This window comes from Paenibacillus sp. R14(2021) (assembly GCF_019431355.1).
Classification (GTDB): domain Bacteria; phylum Bacillota; class Bacilli; order Paenibacillales; family Paenibacillaceae; genus Paenibacillus_Z.
Window position 1 is genome coordinate 5219672 of record NZ_CP080269.1, and the last position, 17667, is coordinate 5237338.

At 42.7% G+C, this 17667-nt stretch carries 12 protein-coding genes and 3 pseudogenes; 13 read left to right on the top strand and 2 right to left on the bottom strand.

The genetic code is table 11. The annotated features are described in order from the left end of the window. Positions 1 to 249 precede the first annotated feature (249 nt). The 8 genes and pseudogenes from abc-f (at position 250) to KXU80_RS24250 (ending at position 8059) form a co-directional block, all read left to right on the top strand. Positions 250 to 1735: pseudogene (abc-f, locus tag KXU80_RS24210) on the top strand (ribosomal protection-like ABC-F family protein). Positions 1736 to 2845: 1110 nt separating this feature from the next. Beyond that, entirely contained in the window at positions 2846 to 3061 is a 216-nt protein-coding gene (locus tag KXU80_RS28530) for a transposase (RefSeq protein WP_219839218.1), read from the top strand. 212 nt (positions 3062 to 3273) lie between these two features. After that, positions 3274 to 3354, top strand: coding sequence for a hypothetical protein (locus KXU80_RS28535; RefSeq protein ID WP_374987803.1), 81 nt, complete (start codon positions 3274 to 3276; stop codon positions 3352 to 3354). Positions 3355 to 3411: 57 nt separating this feature from the next. After that, positions 3412 to 4635 (top strand): sensor histidine kinase, encoded by a 1224-nt coding sequence (locus KXU80_RS24230; protein WP_219835675.1) that lies wholly within the window; start codon positions 3412 to 3414, stop codon positions 4633 to 4635. Beyond that, positions 4632 to 5294: a response regulator gene (locus KXU80_RS24235; RefSeq protein ID WP_219835676.1), complete on the top strand. Its 663-nt coding sequence runs from the start codon at positions 4632 to 4634 to the stop codon at positions 5292 to 5294. The genes KXU80_RS24230 and KXU80_RS24235 overlap by 4 nt, the downstream gene beginning before the upstream one ends. 591 nt (positions 5295 to 5885) lie before the next feature. Then, entirely contained in the window at positions 5886 to 6815 is a 930-nt protein-coding gene (locus KXU80_RS24240) for an alpha/beta fold hydrolase (protein ID WP_258171138.1), read from the top strand. 212 nt (positions 6816 to 7027) lie between these two features. Next, positions 7028 to 7410 (top strand): annotated as a pseudogene (gene msrB, locus KXU80_RS24245) (peptide-methionine (R)-S-oxide reductase MsrB). A gap of 259 nt (positions 7411 to 7669) precedes the next feature. Further along, positions 7670 to 8059, top strand: coding sequence for a DoxX family protein (locus KXU80_RS24250; protein WP_219835677.1), 390 nt, complete (start codon positions 7670 to 7672; stop codon positions 8057 to 8059). Between the two features lie 620 nt (positions 8060 to 8679). Here KXU80_RS24250 and KXU80_RS28540 read toward each other — a convergent pair. Then, positions 8680 to 9030, bottom strand: coding sequence for a hypothetical protein (locus KXU80_RS28540; protein ID WP_374987722.1), 351 nt, complete (start codon positions 9028 to 9030; stop codon positions 8680 to 8682). A gap of 289 nt (positions 9031 to 9319) precedes the next feature. Between KXU80_RS28540 and KXU80_RS24260 the strand changes: the two genes are divergently transcribed. From KXU80_RS24260 to KXU80_RS24275, 4 genes and pseudogenes are all read left to right on the top strand, one after another. Beyond that, the gene (locus tag KXU80_RS24260; protein WP_219835678.1) at positions 9320 to 10210 is read left to right on the top strand and encodes an alpha/beta fold hydrolase; all 891 of its coding nucleotides are present in this window, start codon (positions 9320 to 9322) and stop codon (positions 10208 to 10210) included. A gap of 508 nt (positions 10211 to 10718) precedes the next feature. Beyond that, positions 10719 to 12067, top strand: a pseudogene (locus tag KXU80_RS24265) (ATP-binding cassette domain-containing protein). A gap of 260 nt (positions 12068 to 12327) precedes the next feature. After that, positions 12328 to 13362 carry a Cfr family 23S rRNA (adenine(2503)-C(8))-methyltransferase gene (locus KXU80_RS24270; protein WP_219835679.1) on the top strand — a complete coding sequence of 345 codons (1035 nt, stop codon included), beginning with the start codon at positions 12328 to 12330 and terminating at the stop codon, positions 13360 to 13362. Positions 13363 to 13528: 166 nt separating this feature from the next. Continuing rightward, on the top strand, positions 13529 to 15007 hold the full coding sequence (locus KXU80_RS24275; protein ID WP_219835680.1) for an Lsa family ABC-F type ribosomal protection protein: 1479 nt from the start codon (positions 13529 to 13531) through the stop codon (positions 15005 to 15007). A 137-nt stretch (positions 15008 to 15144) separates the two neighbouring features. Here the strand turns inward: KXU80_RS24275 and KXU80_RS24280 are convergent, their stop codons facing one another. Continuing rightward, positions 15145 to 15813 carry a TetR/AcrR family transcriptional regulator gene (locus tag KXU80_RS24280; RefSeq protein ID WP_258171139.1) on the bottom strand — a complete coding sequence of 223 codons (669 nt, stop codon included), beginning with the start codon at positions 15811 to 15813 and terminating at the stop codon, positions 15145 to 15147. 225 nt (positions 15814 to 16038) lie between these two features. On the opposite strand from KXU80_RS24280, the gene KXU80_RS24285 reads away from it, so the two are divergent. Continuing rightward, positions 16039 to 17463, top strand: coding sequence for an aldehyde dehydrogenase family protein (locus KXU80_RS24285; protein WP_219835681.1), 1425 nt, complete (start codon positions 16039 to 16041; stop codon positions 17461 to 17463). Positions 17464 to 17667 lie beyond the last annotated feature (204 nt).

Here is a 17667-nt window from a genome sequence, read left to right on the forward strand (position 1 = left end):
TAAGCGAAGGAGTATGGCGGATATGGAAGGTTCTGCCTAAACGGGACGGCGCTGCGAGATCACGAAAATAACGGACTCAGCTATCGGCTGTGGTTGGTTTATTACGTCTCTGCAAGAAAGGTCTGCGCTCCCTATCCGGACAGTCATTCGGCCCATTGGAATGGGGCCGGATTTTCTCATATGGATTTGAGCCGCAAGAAAGCACCTTTCTTGCGGCTCTTTTTATTTCCATACGAAAGGATGATCACCATGCCCGCGATACAGGTATCCAATCTTACTTTTGCCTATCCAGGTAGCTATGATCTTATATTCGAAAATGTTCATTTTCAAATTGATATAGACTGGAAGCTGGGGTTTACAGGGCGTAACGGTCAGGGGAAGACGACGTTCTTTAACCTGCTGCAGGGGAAAGACGAATACAGCGGCACGATCTCCGTACCGGTCGCATTTGATTATTTTCCGTTCCCCGTCGAACATCCGGAATATTTGACCGTCGACGTCATTGAAGAGATCGTGCCAGGCTATGAGCGCTGGAAGTTGATGCGCGAACTGAACCTGCTTAAGGTTTCGGAAGACGTGTTGTACCGGCCATTCGAATCGCTGTCCCAAGGGGAGCAGACGAAGGTACTGCTGGCCGTGCTGTTCATCCAGGACAATCGATTTCTACTCATCGATGAGCCGACCAATCATCTCGACTTTCACGCACGAAAGCTTGTTGGCGATTATCTGAATACGAAACGCGGTTTTATTCTTGTTTCACACGATCGGGCATTTCTCGACCGCTGCGTCGACCATTTTCTATCCATCAACAAAACGAATATCGAAATCCAAAAAGGCAGTTTTTCCAGCTGGTGGACGAACAGAACTCGCCAGGACACGTTTGAATTGGCACAAAACGATAAGTTGTACAAAGACATACAGCGTTTATCGACTTCTGTCAAACGCACAAGCGGCTGGTCTCACGAGATCGAAAAATCAAAAAACGGCACACGAAACTCCGGCTCTAAACTGGACAAGGGATACGTCGGTCACAAAGCAGCAAAAATGATGAAACGCGCAAAATCCATCGAGCAGCGGCAAAACACAGCTGTAGAGGAAAAGTCGAAACTGCTCCGAAATATCGAACAGTCAGAAAGCCTCGTGATTTCTCAGCTCGCATATTCCAAATCCGAACTGGCCGTGCTGGATCACGTCACGATTTACTACGGGGTAATACAGGTTTGCGAGAATGTTCGTTTGACGATCGAACAAGGGGATCGGATCGCAATTTCAGGTCCAAACGGTTCGGGCAAGTCTAGCTTGCTCCGCCTGCTCAACGGCGAGGCGCTTCAATATACAGGCACGTTTCGGCTGGAGCCGCAGCTTCGGTTTCCTATGTATCCCAGAGTACCACTCATCTGCGAGGCTCGCTTTCCGATTATGCAGCAGAGCAGGAAATCGACGAAAGCTTATTTAAGGCCCTGTTGCGTAAGCTTGATTTCGCCCGCATCCAGTTTGAGAAGGATATGTCGGCGTTTAGCGGAGGGTAGAAGAAGAAGGTTCTGATCGCGAGAAGCCTACGCGAAGAGCTCATCTGCATATTTGGGACGAACCGCTCAACTTTGTCGACGTGATTTCCTGGATGCAGATTGAAGAGCTGCTGCTTGAGTACGCGCCGACCATTGTGTTCGTGGAGCATGATCGGGAATTTCACGACCGTGTCGCCACGAAAACGATTGAACTCGGTGGGGGTTAGATATATGCAAGGTGACTTGGAGTTAAACATGATGATTTCAACGGCAGAAAGCTTTACAAACAACTTTTTATGAACAAGGGGAGAATGAACTAACTGGGAACGATAGCTTAATACAAACCATAAATAGTTAGTTGCATAAACCGGCTGCCTATTCCAGCACTAAATTAGGCTACCGATCAATATAATTCGATTGTTATCTTGACATTATGTCAATGTGGCCATCACCAGAGCGGGATGCTGTCTAGTTTCTTCTCGATCGCGTGCAGCACGAAGCTGCGATATAAATTGAAATCTGCTTCTGATATCTCTAGTTCATCGTGGCGGCCAAATAACGAATTTCGGTAACGGCGATTGCGTATAGGATTTTAATCCACACCCATCAGCGTTAGGATGAAGGAATAGAGGAAGCTCGAGCGGATGGAGTGACCTTCGGGAGACTACGACAAGAAATTGAAATACCTGTCCAGCTGTACATATGTACAGCTAGCGTTTTGAATCGTCTGGTACTTAGGTCTTATATATTCCTCTTAGCGTGTAATCATCGTCACTATGCTGCGACTGAAGCTTTCATGTCAAATCCATCTACATTGGCGTCGCTCAAGAATACCATTATAGACAAGAGATGTATATTTTGTTTATGATGATCTTCGATTGGCGCGCTGATCCGGAATGCCTTCCGGCATACGGATCGGGCAGGAAGCGAGCCGGAGTAAATTCCCAAGCGCTTACTAATCCAAACCGGGGGAGGAAATCCACATAACCAAGCAATCCGATCTTGAAGCCGCGCGCGCCGAACTTCATGCGATCGCGAAGAAGCATTCCGGCAATCTGCAGCATGAAGACGTGCAAGCGGCTTCCCAGCGGCTCGACCAGCTAATCGCCGGCGAGCAGCATCGCAAGCAGCAGGCGGCCGTGAAACCAAAGAAGTCCCGCACGATCTATGACTATCCATATTAGGATCAGGAATGGATAAAGGACTATATATCTTCAAGGACAATTGACAAACAAGAGGAGCTAAATAAATATAAATTTAACTTAAATTCGAGCCTGTCTTCAAACTATAGAAATAGTATAAATAATGGTAGAATTGAAGCATGAGAAAAAGATTGAATCGCTAGGACCAGTGCGCCTTGGCGCGATTTACCGGATTATAACGGTTCCTGGAAAACCGTATACACCCGGTTCCGCCGATGGCAACTTTCCGGTGTATGGGAACAAATTCTTGAGCAGGTGTCCGCAGAACCCGACTTCGAAAACGTGATGATTGGTGCGACGATCGTTCGTGTCCATCAGCATGGAGCCGGGGCAAAAGGGGGCAGTATTTAGCTGCTAAAAACAATAGAACTCACTGGAGCGAACGTATTAGCAGATCGCGCTTTCGACACGAATGCGATCTTAAAACTTCTTGAAGATCAACAAGCCTATCCAGTGATCCCTAGTAAAAATCCCGCCTTGTTCAGCGTCCGTGTGACTGGTGGCTGTATAAAGAACGTCATGGGGTTGAATGCTTTTTCAACAAAATAAAACAGTACCGTCGTATTGCCACTCGTTATGAAAAATTAGCTCAAACATTCAAGGCGTTTTTGACGCTGGCTTCGATTATGGTGTGGTTAACTTAAATTTGAAGACAGGCTCTAGACAGCAAGCATATTGAAATGGGAGGGGAAATAGAGATAGTGCAACGAAAAACGGATAAGTTACTTCGGAGTCACCTTTTATGGAAGCTTTTTTTCGGGTTAAAGCTCATTTTTGGTTTAATCATAGCAGGTATTTTTTATTTTGAAAATTTGAATGCTGTATTTTGGGGCCTTAGTTTTGTTATCTTTTCGCTGGTAGCATTCTTTTGTGTTTATCTGTTTTATGTAAAGATGAAAAAGCGAAATTTGCTTTTTCACCTATTAATTTTAGATTTTTTGGTATCCGCATCTTATGGTTATATTTTCATTGGCGGGAAAATCCCCAATTACCTGTTTGTTGGAATAACGGCTTTAGCTTTATTAATGTTTATAAAAAAGACCCGCATACTCATTCTCGTATGTATCTTATTGATGTTACTACTAATTGTTGCGATGGGTAGTATTGACTGGTACTTGTATAAACGACTAGATGAAACCGGCTATTTTATAGCCTGCTCTTTTATTGGTTTTGCATGCATTGTGACAGTATTAATTAATTTCTACCAAAGGGCGCGCAGGGATACATTGCAGCTGTACGAGCAATTGAAGCAGTCCCATGAGCAATTGCAGGAAAATGCGCTCAAGGCTGAAGAGTGGGCGACAGCGAGAGAAAGAGTGCGAATCGCCAGAGAAATTCATGATACGGTAGGTCATAAACTGACGGCATTGTTGGTCCAAATGCAAGTCGCACGTAAGATAAGTACGATTGATCCAATACACGGCGAACAGTCCTATTTGGAGTGCGAGGGATTAATTCGCTCATCTTTACAAGAAGTACGATTATCGGTAAGGGCAATACGAGATGAACCTATTAAATCCACTTTTTTGAACGATAGCCTTGAGAAGCTGTCAGAGGAGTTTACCAAATATGCACAGGTCCAAACTGATTTTAAAGTGGTTGGGATTCCCGTTGCCATTCCTAGCAATCTACAATTGACTGCTTACCGAATCGTCCAGGAATCGCTAACAAATGCTCAGAAACATGGAGATGCGAATCATGCTGAAATCTCGTTATCCTATTCTGACAACGGCTTTTTTCTTTGCGTAAGCAATGACGGTAAAGTGCCGGAAGAACTTAAACCTGGGTTTGGGTTAATCAATTTACAAGAACGAGTGAAGGAGTGGAATGGAGAGGTGTATTTTAGAATGGACCCCATTAATGGCTTCGCTGTTGAAGTTGCACTTCCTTATTCCTTGATGGATGCGGAGCGTGAAATAAATTGAGGATTCTAATCGTTGACGATCAAAGGATTTTGAGAGACGGGCTTGCGAAGATCATCGGAATGGAACCTGGTATGGAAGTGATTGGAACGGCTGTGGATGGAAGGGATGCCTATTCCAAAGTAGAGGAATGGCGGCCGGATGTGGTGTTAATGGACATTAGAATGCCGGGAATGGATGGTGTCGAAGGATCTGAATTGATCCTCAAGAATTTCCCAGAGACGAAGGTATTGATTCTAACCACTTTCGGTGATGCAGAATTAATCATGCAGGTTTTGGAAAACGGCGTCCATGGGTATTTATTGAAAGATATGCCTTCGGAGACGATCATAAGCGCTATTCAAACAATTTACAATGGTGGAACAGTACTGCAACACGATATGACTTCGATGCTGCTAAAAGAGTTAAAGAAAATGTCTGAGATGAATCCGGAGAAGACGCTTCCCTTAAGTCATGATAAACCGGAAGGGTTTGGGTCATTGACCGAACGGGAGAAAGAGGTACTGGCATTATTGGGGCAAGGATTAAATAATAAAGAAATCGCAGGCTCGCTGTATCTTACGGAAGGTACAGTGAAAAATCATGTTTCAAATCTCATCGCTAAGCTCGGGCTGCGCGACAGAACGCAAGCAGCTGTATTTTCGGTTCGGCATCTCCTTTAAACATCATAAGGCATGACTTTTGGCAAGTGGCATGAAATTTTTCATGCTTCAGTGATCAAAAGTCGTGCTTTTTCTTTTGTAAATACGTGACGTCTCACAGGTTTGTATTCTTTTGCTTCTTGTTAGAATCAATGTATAAGAAAGAGGAGGTGGCAAGCTGACTTTAAACAAGAAAAGCTCGTCGAGCACCGTCGGATAATGGATAATGCTATAAGAATTTCAATATTGAAACTTGTGTCAAAAGGATGGTAATTCGATGTCAGGAGTGTTGGATATACTTGGACCACGTATTCAGCACTTAACGGAGTTATAGGACGATCAAGCTTATTGATTTATGAAAGGCGAGGTGTGTCTAGGGGTCTTCGTGCCTATTCATAGTGACCAGGCTCGCGACACCGGGTCCTCCAGATCCAGCGGCTTTGTAACATCTTGTTGAAGTTTCCCTTTTATACGGCTATAGCGTGGTTCAACCGATGACAATGCCACTACCATCTTTCACTTGGCTAAAAACAGACGGCACAGAATGACCGTCAAAATGAAAGAAAATAGAACTGAACTAAACATTATTTAAATTCAGGAGGAAGAGAAATCATGAAATTCATCAAGAGTAAAACCCTTTTAACAGCATCATTAGCAGCAGCACTCATCGTAACCGGGGTCGGTATGTCAGGCAGCGTAACCAGTCCAAACATAGCGAATGCAACTACTCCTAATTATTCCAATGAAGTCACCGACATAGGAAGTGGACATTATGTCACCGTTGAAAAAAACGTGAGGTTGTACGTTGAGGACGTAGGCAAAGGCAAACCGGTCGTCTTTCTTCATGGCTGGCCGTTTAATCATGAAATGTTCGAATATCAACAAAACACATTGCCTGCCAAGGGAATTCGTTTCATCGGAATCGACCTCAGAGGATTCGGCAAATCAGACCATACTTACAACGGCAATAACATGCAAACCTACGCGGAAGATGTTCGCGCCGTCATAGAGAAACTTAATTTAAAAGACGCTACACTGTTAGGCTTCTCCATGGGATCAACCGTCGCAACCCAATATATGACCAAATATCAAGATAACAGGGTTTCCAAATTAATACTCACTGCTGCCCCCACACCTAAATGGGGACTTCCGAAGGAAGCGATCGATGGCCTCGTAGTTGGTCTGATCCAGGACCGCCCTAAAGCACTTGCAGTCGGGGCAGACACCTTCGTAACGAAGCCTTCTACGGAATATTTGACATGGCTCAGCCAGTTGGGACTCGAAGCGGATCCCCATGCATCCATCGAAAGCATTAAATCAGTGGCTGCCACGGATTTGACCGGAAAATTGAATAAAATCAAAGTGCCGACTCTTATTTTGCACGGCGTTCAAGATAAAACCGTTCCATTTGCAGTTGCGGAAGAATTGCATAAGGAAATCAAAAACTCCAAGTTGGTGCCTTTCGAAAACAGCGGTCACGGCCTCTTCTATGATGAAAAAGACAAGTACAACGAACAGATCATTAATTTTGTCCGTCCTTAAAGGCTTTATGTCGCATAGGGGCTGACTTAAAATTAAATTCTAGCTCTCTTTGAGAAACAGCTCTTGAGAAATCGGTTGAAAATGGCGGTGTGCTAGGGATGCTACTCTCGCTCCGCCATTTATATTCTTGGTACACTGATGCCTACTTGATGAGCGGAAGATATTGAATTAATAAACAACGTAGAAATCGACGTCTAGGGAGTCTATCAGGATTGCCCTTTTGCCAATATCGTAGTAGTAACGATTGTTATTGGTTAATTAGAGATAACGAAGAAGAGGGGATCTACGTAGATATAGTTTCGGGTGAGCCGTTGTTTAGCACTAAGGACCAATATGATGCAGGTACAGGATGGCCAAGTTTTACAAAGCCTTTGGATCCAAAAAACGTTGTATTAAAACGCGATTTTTTTGGGGAATCGAAGTCAGAAGCCGAGATGCTGATTCCTTTCTAGGCAACGTGTTCAAAGACGGGACTCAACCAATGGGACTGCGATTCTGTATGAACTCCGCAGCCATGGAATTTGTTCCGAAAGTTGATCTTATAAAAAGAGGTTATGGAGCTTATGTCACGCAATTTAACAAGCAGAAGCTTTGATCATCACTTTTTTAAGTTGATAATTTATGCAAATAATTATTCGATTAGGCGAAATCGCCGATCCGATGACAATGTCTTTCGTCCCCAAACGAGCTTGCTCGCGCTGAATGCGCCATCGAAGCGGCGAGGGCGTGAGAGCAGGGAGAAGATTTAAGGTTTTGCAAAAAGGGTCGGAAAGCTGGCGGAAAGATTCACAATATCCGTCCGCTCTCTTGATAGCATAAAGGTAAAAGAAAACGGAAAAGAAGGGGCAGTCAAAATGAAAAAAATTAAAATTATCAATTGGATTCTTGTGAGCATTGTCAGTTTATATTTCTTTATAAGCGGTTTTGTGGATTTGGCTCATACTCCTCAAACTGTTGAAATAGTCACCAAGTTGGGGTATCCGGAATACTTTTTGAATGTACTTGGAATTGCAAAAGTTCTGGGAATTATCGCGTTACTCGTTCCAAAATTTAATAGATTAAAAGAGTGGGCGTATGCCGGATTTACTATCGATGCCATTTCGGCTATCTGGTCAAACATTGCCAGTGGCTACCCTGCGGAAAGCGTTGCAGCTGTAGTAGCGATTGTGCTTATAATGGCCTCCTACATCGTGTTCCGCAAACTTCAGAACGAAATCCAATTGAAAACCGCTGTCAACTTATAATCGTCCATAAATCTGGGAAAACTAGAAGTAAATGTATCGTTATGCTCCCTCGAAATGATTCAGTTTCCTCACTCAGAGTCATGAATTCGCAGGATTTCACCCTTTGATGATGATGGAAGAAGAAGATATGCTGGAGCTTGCTGCTCGGATGAAGTGAAAAGGGCATGCGTAAATAAGGGTGAGGAATGCTTCACCCACATTGTTCCATTTACGCACGTCTCCACTTCGCCTTAGCGATTCTCGCTCCCATGTCTCAACGGGTCATAGCCCTTTCATTCCTTCGTCACATCTAACTAAGGGGTGGAGGTCGGTTTTTCTAACGAAACGGGTCCGAGCCCTTTTGCGTTACGTCTCCCGATACTCCGTGCTTCTTGTCATCCTGCGAATGCATGAGCTGGTAAGGGATCGTCCAATCTTAAGCTGCCTGTGGGACAACTCGAGTTGAATCATAGGTCTCGTAGCTCTTAGCCAAGCCGACTAGCAGACGAGCTACTTTACTGCATAATTTCATGATGGACTTCATTTTCTTTAACTTCTTTTCCTCCACATTGTGACGGTGCAAAGCCGGGATTTCCGGGTTAGTCATGACCATACACATCGTCTGAGATAGAGGAAATGACTTAGACGTGGCCGACCTCGTTTGCTAAGCACGATCTTTCCTCGCCACTTCCCAGAACTGGCCCAGCTAAATTCAACCCGGCATGTCGCAGCAACGCATTTCCGTGCGAATAGCCACTTAGATCACCGGCCTCACCTAGCACACCAGCTAGACTCGTTGTACTGACGCCTCGTATTTCAAGGAGCTTCTGCGCGTAAGGAATGCGATCAAGAATGAGATGGAGCTCGCGTTCGATCTGTTCAAGTTGGCGCTGGGCCAGGTCGTATTCTTCAAGCAATTGCTCAAGATGAAGCTTGTAAGCATGGAGTGCCTTGGTGGTTCCAACGCTAGATTTTGCAAGTGAAATGAGCATTTCAGCACGTTTGACTCCAGCATGATGCTTCACGTATTGCTTAACGGCGCGCGGCTCATGTAGAGCCGCCAACTCGTGAAGCCATGGAGAAGCTGATGTCAGTTTCCAAAAAGTATCATATTACTTATCCGGGTATTTATGACGGCCATAACCCGTGAATAACGAATCTACTCGGCTTGTAAGGCTATTTGTTCCTTTGTGGAACTCTTAGCCTCAGGCCGATATTTTTTCAACAGGCACTTGGAGGATAAGAAGAAGAAAACAGGTTTCAATGAAAGAGGGAATATGCATGACTACATCTCATTTTCAAGACTCCATGCGTGAACTGGCTATGCACGATGTCATCATTGATGGTATTCGACAAGTGTATCATATTGCGGGAGAAGGTCCTGTTTGTTTAGTTCATGCAGGAGGCCCCGGGTTTCATTGGGGCTATATGCGCATGCCACTGCTGGAAAAATCCATGACCGTTATTTATTTGGAGCCAGTTGGCACGGGGAATTCCGATCATCTTCCTGATGGAGATTACACTATGTCGAAGTACGCCTATTTCGCACGTCAAGTTGCCGTGCACGTAGGAGCACAACGGCCATTTTTTCTGGGTCACTCGCATGGCGGTTTCGTAGGACTGCAATATGCACTTGATTATCCGAATGAACTTGGCGGCCTCATCCTTTACAGCTCGGCTCCGTGTATGAATCAAGACCTTGGAATGGAGCAGGTTCAACAACTCGAGATTTTTACTCAGCGTTGGTCGGATCATCCTGAAGCTCAGGATGCGAAGCAGGCATGGATGGAGATGATTACGGGCAAAGCGCGGGATCGAGAAGCAATTCTACAAGTCTTAAGGCGATTGATGCCTGCTTTCTTCGGCAACTATTGGAAACTTCCGGAAGGATTCAACGAGTGGCAGGAGGGACTGGATTTCTCCGTCGATCCGAATCGAAAGCCGTATATGTGGGATGTTCGTGATGTGTTAGAAACCATTCAAACCACCACCTTGATCCTCGCCGGCGAGTACGATTTTAACTGCGGACCGCGTTGGGCAAAGGAGATAGGGGAGAAGATTCCGGCTTCGCGGCTCTTGCTGTTCGAACAAGGCGGACATATGAATCATGTGGAGACGCCGCAAGTGTTTGTAGAAGCATTGAATGATTTTGTTTCCCTTACCTTAAAATAACAACAACATTACGAGTACTCAAACCACATACGCTTATCGGCGATTCGGCAAAGTTGGTAAGACCCGGTTGTCTTCCTGCAGCATTACCGTGGAAATATGGATAAACTGGGACCCATCGCTTGTTGATGGGATCGCGGGCGAACGTGAAGTCATAGCAGGAGTCGGAAGTACTCGAGAAGGAACTGCTGCCGGCAAAGGCAGGGCGCATTGCAGGAACGTATGGGCGGCCGTTTCAAGAATTGAAAAGTATAAAGCTTTATGATAAAATGTATTTTAATTTAACGATTGGAGTTGAAAAGGATTATGTAATATTTCTTGCTTATGTGGTAAAGAATAAATCAGTACGCTTGTTTTATTCTTTATAAGCAAGGAAGTTACGTATTCTTTTCACTCAATCAAAATATTCATTCCAGCCCTTCTTACGGTTGGATTTGTTACATTTGTTTGAGCCACAAGAAGGTAACTTTCTTGTGGCTTTTTATTTTTTAACTGGAGGAATGCATTGAACATGTCTTTAATCAATGTAACCAACCTGACGTTTGCATATGACAATAGCTACGATGACATCTTCGAGAACGTAAGCTTTCAAATCGATACCAATTGGAAATTAGGATTTACGGGAAGAAACGGACGATTCCCATTTCATGTCGATCACACACATGGAACACAATACCATGGACGTCGTCCAAGACATTAATCCGGACCATGAGCAATGGCAGCTCATTCGTGAACTTTCACTGCTGAAGGTGTCAGAGGACGTTTTATATCGCCCCTTCGATACCTTGTCCAACGGCGAGTAAACGAAAGTGCTTCTGGCAGCCTTGTTTCTGAAGGAAAACAGCTTTCTGCTGATCGATGAACCGACTAATCATCTTGACCTGCATGCCCGAAAACTTGTCAGCGACTATCTGAACACAAAAAAAGGATTTATTTTGGTCTCTCACGACAGAGCATTTCTAAGACAACTGCGTGGACCATATTCTTTCGATCAACAAGACAGACATCGAAGTTCATAAAGGGAATTTTTCCGAATGATGGGATAATAAACAACTAGCCGAGAACGAAAAGCTGAGAAAAGACATTAAACGGCTCTCTGATGCGGCAAAACGAACGAAAACGAAAAATGGCACGCGCAATTCAGGCTCCAAGCTCGACAAAGGTTACGTCGGTCACAAAGCGGCCAAAATGATGAAACGATCGAAATCGATTCGAGCACAGAGAGCAATCCGCGATCGAGGGTAAATCCAAGCTTTTGAAAAATAATGAAAGCTCGGAAAGCCTGAAAACCTCGCAGCTTCCTTACCATCATTAACTTGATCATGTTTCGATTCATTACAGCGGAAGAACGGTTTGCAGCGAGATCAACTTTACCTTTGAGCAAGGAGAGCGCATAGCGCTTTTAGGGCCAAACGGATCCGGTAAATCAAGCATTCTCAAGCTGATTTGCGGTGAGGAGATATCCTTTTCCGGCACGGTTAGAAAGGGGAGCCAGCTTAAAATCTCCTTTGTTTCGCAGGACACCGCGTTTTTGCAGGGCAATTTAACGGAATATGCAAGAAATAACAGGATCGAAGAAAGCTTGTTCAAAGCTATTCTAAGAAAGCTTGACTTTTCCCGCCTCCAGTTCGATAAAGACATAGGCTCCTTCAGCAGAGGTCAGAAGAAAAAGGTACTCATTGCGAAATGCTTCGCGAAGATGTTCATTTGCATATCTGGGACGAACCGTTTAACTTTATTGACGTCATTTCCCGTATGCAAATTGAAGAACTATTTCTGGAACATTCTCCGACCATACTTTTGGTAGAGCACGATAGTGAATTCTGTAAAAATATCGCCACTAAGATCGTTGAACTGTAAGGCAATGTTTACTTATTTAAATTAGGAGGTTGAATTAAATGTTTGAAGTTGTGCATGTTCTTGTGAATCGTTCATTGCCCGTGGGTACGGTTCACGATCAAATAAAACGGATGTCGGAGCATTATCCAACGATCGATAGATGCACGTAGCGACTGGAGCTGCAAGCATCTTTACGTATAAATGTGTTTGGTTAATGTAGATGTTAAGTACCCAATATGGGTACTTAAGGCCTTTTCTCCGGCTCAAGAGGAGAAAAAATCATGAAATCAACTTCAAAATACGAAATGATTCAGCGCCTATTGTCTGAATGGAAACAACCCGCATATCGGTACCAACAAATTGCGGATGCGATCTTCAAGCAACGAATCGGTGAATATGACAGAATGACCATCGTACCCAAGGATATAAGAAATGAATTAATAAAGAACCTTGGCGAACGCGTTTTGAACGTAACCCCAGTTATGCAAAAGAGATCCAGTCAAGTGAATAAAGTGCTTTTTTCAATTGAGGGCGGTGAACACATAGAAGCCGTTCAACTAATCTATGAGCGCGGCTGGAAATCATACTGCATTTCCAGCCAGTGCGGATGCGGATATGGTTGCAGCTTCTGTGCTACAGGCACGATCGGACTGAAAAGAAATTTAACATCAGACGAAATCACCGATCAACTGTTGTACTTTCATTTAAACGGTCAAACTCTCGATAGCGTATCGTTTATGGGCATGGGTGAAGCGCTAGCCAATCCTCATATTTTCGAGACGCTTCAGATACTGACGGATCCACGAACCTTTGGCTTGGGGCATCGAAAAATTACGGTTTCCACCATCGGAATTTTGCCAGGAATCGATCGTCTGGCAAAGGAATTCCCGCAGGTTAACCTGACCTTTTCGCTGCACTCTCCGTTCGACGAACAGCGGAGCGCGCTAATGCCCATTAACCATCGGTATCCGCTAAATGATGTGTTGAGCAAGTTGGATCAGCATATTCGCGATACAGGCAGAAAAGTATATATTGCCTACATACTACTTCGAGGAGGAAACGATTCAACCGAACATGCGGAAGCCATTGCCGCTTTGTTAAAGCACAGAGGTTCTTGGGACCATTTATATCACGTCAATTTGATCCCTTACAATTCAACCGACGTGACGCCCGAAAGCTATTATCAATCAGACAAAGAACAAGTTCAAAAGTTTGTCCGGATCTTAAAGTCAAAGGGAATCAAAGTTACAGTACGAACTCAGTTCGGAACCGACATCGATGCAGCATGCGGTCAGCTATACGGGCACAACAATTAAAATATAAAAAGGAGAGGTAACATGAGCACAGACACGGTTATTACACATGATTTACTCCGTATAAGTCGTTAATATCCATTGAACTTATGCGGAGCGACTAAGAAGAGATGGGTATGAACCGACTTTTTATAAAAAGTAAATGCGTTATAAAAAGGAGGAGCTTACCATGTCAATGATTCATGTACAAAACCTGACATTTTCATATCCTAGCAGCTTTGATAATATTTTTGAAGATGTTAGCTTTCAAATCGATACGGATTGGAAGCTTGGATTTATTGGCCGCAATGGTCGAGGCAAGACAACTTTTTTCAATTTGTTATTAGAAAGATATGAATATAATGGAACTATTATTTCTTCCGTTGAATTTAATTATTTTCCATATCCTGTATCGGATAAAAGCAGATTAACGCATGAAATATTAGAAGAGATATGTCCTCAGGCAGAGGATTGGGAGTTGCTTCGGGAAATATCTTATTTAGATGTCGATGCCGAAGTGATGTACCGACCATTCGAAACCTTATCGAACGGGGAACAAACGAAGGTTTTGCTGGCTGCGCTTTTTTTGAATGAAGGGCAGTTTTTATTAATAGACGAGCCAACCAATCACCTGGACAGTCATGCACGAAAGATGGTTTCGAATTATTTAAGAAGGAAAAAAGGATTCATTCTCATTTCACATGATAGAAACTTTTTGGATGGCTGTGTTGACCACATCTTGTCGATAAATAGAGCCGATATAGAAGTTCAAAGTGGCAACTATTCTTCTTGGAAGCTGAATTTCGATAGACAGCAGGAACATGAAGAAAAAGCAAACGAGCGTTTACAAAAAGACATCGGAAGGCTGCAACAATCTTCAAAACGTTCTGCCAATTGGTCTAATCAAGTAGAGGCTTCCAAAAATGGCACAACGAATTCTGGTTCTAAATTGGACAAGGGGTACGTAGGACATAAAGCTGCAAAAATGATGAAACGTGCAAAGAACCTGGAATCAAGGCAAAATAAAGCGATTGAAGAAAAGTCAACGCTGCTTAAAAATGTGGAAAAAACGGAGTTATTACAATTAGCGCCTTTAGAATACAAATCTAAAGAATTGATTCAGTTAACGGACGTGGCTGTTCGGTATGATGGTGAATTGGTTAATGCGCCAATAAGTTTTAATGTTAAGGCGGGGGACCGGGTAGTGCTTGATGGAAAAAATGGTAGTGGAAAAAGCAGTATTTTAAAACTAATTTTAGGGAATCCGCTCCAGTATACAGGTACTTTGAACGTTAGTTCTGGCCTTGTCATATCTTATGTACAGCAAGATACCTCTCATTTAAAGGGAAAGTTATCTGACTTTATTGAAGAAAATCAGATTGATGAACCGATATTTAAATCCATTCTACGCAAGATGGATTTTGACCGTATCCAGTTTGAAAAAGATATCTCCTACTATTCTGGCGGACAAAAGAAAAAGTTGCTTATTGCTAAAAGTCTATGTGAAAAAGCTCATTTATATATTTGGGATGAACCACTAAACTTTATTGATGTTTATTCACGAATGCAAATTGAAGAGCTTATTAAAAGCTTTAATCCAACCATGGTTTTTGTTGAGCATGACCAGACATTCCAAGAAGAAGTTGCAACGAAAAGAGTTGCCTTATAGTTATGCTTTGCTTCGTCAAAGTAAGGCCTAAGCGGCAGTCTAAGACTTTTCAGGTCCTAGTCTCGGCCGCTTTTTCATTTTTGGTTTTATCTTTGCCATAGTGTAAAGTTGGGTGGGGTCTTTTCTAAGAGCATTTATCATAATGCTCGATTAAATTTTTCAACAATATGATCTATTACAGGCTGTATTTTGGAATCATCAACAATCGATAGCTTATCTGCTTTAAAAAGTTGAATTTTTTTGAATTGGTAATAGTCCAACAATACCTGTTGGATAGATACTTGATTGTACACCAGAAATTTTGTATTGATTATCTCCCGAAGTAGAAGGTTGTCTTGAATTAAAATAAATTTTTCATTGATTAAATTGAAGATACCTTTAGTTTTTCCATCTTGATAAAACTCCAAGGTCTGTTGCTCTCTTTTATTCAAAGTATCCTTAAGTTGAGCATACAATTCGGGGTAGGCCGATTGAAGATCTTTAAGAAATACGTCTGTTATCTTCCCTACAAGCGAAACTGACTGTTCAAATAACTGCTGAAACCAAATTCCGAACGATTCTTCATCATCATCAGAGGTGCGATCCTCCAACCTATCTATATAATCAATAAAAACACGTACAACGCCTTCAATGACTTCTTCTTTTGAAGAGAAGTTTTTATACATTGTAGCTCGACTGACATCCATCGCTTTCGCAATGTCATCCATTCTCAAATGTTGAAAGCCGTCTTTCATGATGGTGGAAATTAACTTTTTCAGTAATTTAGTTTTAGTGGGATCTAACTCAATATTCATTGTGTTGTTCATATCACGTCCTCCTTTCGACAGATGCTAATCATATTATACATAAAAAAGAAAAAAATATACAGCTTATTCATAATAGACAATATATATATTTTTTGTTTAAAATGAATTTAAATGATGATATCCTTAGTCAAGCAGTCAACAGGGAGTGAAAGAGAATGAACATCTAATCACACCAAGAAAAGATTTAAGTGATAATACTATCGACAAAAAAGGAGTGTGTTCCGTGTGAGATATATTGAACAAATTTATATTAATGGACAATTCGTTAAACCTCAGGGGACTAAAATTCAAGACCTTATTAGTCCTACGACGCAACAACTAATTGGACGAGTGACATTAGGCAATGAAGATGATGCAAGAATAGCGATTGCTGCAGCCAAAGAGGCTTTCAAAACATTTTCTAAGACAACGGTTGAAGAACGCATTCAGATGCTTCAAAGATTGCATGATGCCATTCTGGATAGATCCGATGACATGATCGAAGCCAATATCACTGAATATGGTGCTCCGAAATTGGCTGCGATTGGTCGTGTTAAATTGGCAGCAGAGAATTTTATGGATACAAAAGAAGCCTTGGAACAATTTGAATTTGTTAAGTACATTGGAACAGCTAAAGTGGTCTCAGAGCCAATTGGAGTTATTGGAATTATCACCCCTTGGAATGCAACATATTCGCAAATCACTGCGAAACTTGGTTCTGCAATAGCTGCTGGCTGTCCTGTTGTAATTAAGCCAAGCGAGCTCAGTGCGATCCAGGCACAGTTAATAACCGAATGCTTCCACGAGGCCGGGATTCCTTCCGGTGTTATTAACGTGGTCAACGGATTGGGTCAAACCGTTGGTACGGAATTGACTCGAAATCCCGATGTAGCCATGATTTCTTTTACAGGTTCTACACGCACAGGCAAAGATATTCGGAGAGGCGCAGTCGAAACGATGAAGCGAGTTACATTGGAGTTAGGCGGAAAATCACCAAATATCATTCTGGATGATGCTGATTTTAACACTGCAATTCCAACGTCGGTTCGTCAATGCTTCAATAACAACGGTCAGGCATGTGTAGCTGGGACTCGCTTGCTTATTCCTGAGCACCGTCTTGAGGAAGTTAAGGTCTTGGCAAAAAAAGCAGTGGAAGCTATTAAAGTCGGTAACCCCTGGGATGAAGATACAGTACTTGGGCCAATTATAACCGAGAAGCAGTACAATCAGGTTCAACGTTATATTAAATCTGGCATTGATGAAGGAGCCGAATTGATCATAGGTGGCCTGGGACGTCCTGAAGGTTTAGAACAAGGTTATTTTGTTAAACCGACGGTGTTTGCCAATGTAACGGAAGACATGACGATTGCAAAGGAAGAAATATTTGGTCCAGTTTTATCCATCTTGACGTATCAAACCGAAGAACAGGCGATTGAAATGGCGAATAACACGAATTATGGTTTAGGAGCTTATATTAGTTCTTCAAACATTGATAAAGCAAATGAGATTGCTTCACGTATTGCAGCAGGCTTGGTGCTAATAAATGGTGCGGGATTTGAAATGAAGGCTCCTTTTGGCGGGTTTAAACAATCAGGCATAGGTAGAGAATATGGCGCTTATGGCCTTGAGGAGTGCTTTGAATCAAAAACGATTACTGGGTATAAATCATAAGGTATTAGGTAGGGGAAGTTCACGCGGTTTTGGCAGAATTATGGCCGAGGCTGTACTGAACCGCTAGTAATCCCGAAATGATGGCGATTGACTTATAGACAGATATTCATAACCTGTAAGAAATTTTTTTACAGGTTATTTATGCTGGCTAATAAGTAAATATATTAATTATATTATAAAAATCATATAGACATTATTTATATT

Coding starts and splice junctions, on each gene's coding strand:
- KXU80_RS24240 (WP_258171138.1), top strand. CDS start 5,886: ATGAAATTCATCAAGAGTAAAACCCTTTTAACAGCATCATTAGCAGCA.
- KXU80_RS24250 (WP_219835677.1), top strand. CDS start 7,670: ATGAAAAAAATTAAAATTATCAATTGGATTCTTGTGAGCATTGTCAGT.
- KXU80_RS28540 (WP_374987722.1), bottom strand. CDS start 9,030: ATGCTCATTTCACTTGCAAAATCTAGCGTTGGAACCACCAAGGCACTC.
- KXU80_RS24260 (WP_219835678.1), top strand. CDS start 9,320: ATGACTACATCTCATTTTCAAGACTCCATGCGTGAACTGGCTATGCAC.
- KXU80_RS24270 (WP_219835679.1), top strand. CDS start 12,328: ATGAAATCAACTTCAAAATACGAAATGATTCAGCGCCTATTGTCTGAA.
- KXU80_RS24275 (WP_219835680.1), top strand. CDS start 13,529: ATGTCAATGATTCATGTACAAAACCTGACATTTTCATATCCTAGCAGC.
- KXU80_RS24280 (WP_258171139.1), bottom strand. CDS start 15,813: ATGAACAACACAATGAATATTGAGTTAGATCCCACTAAAACTAAATTA.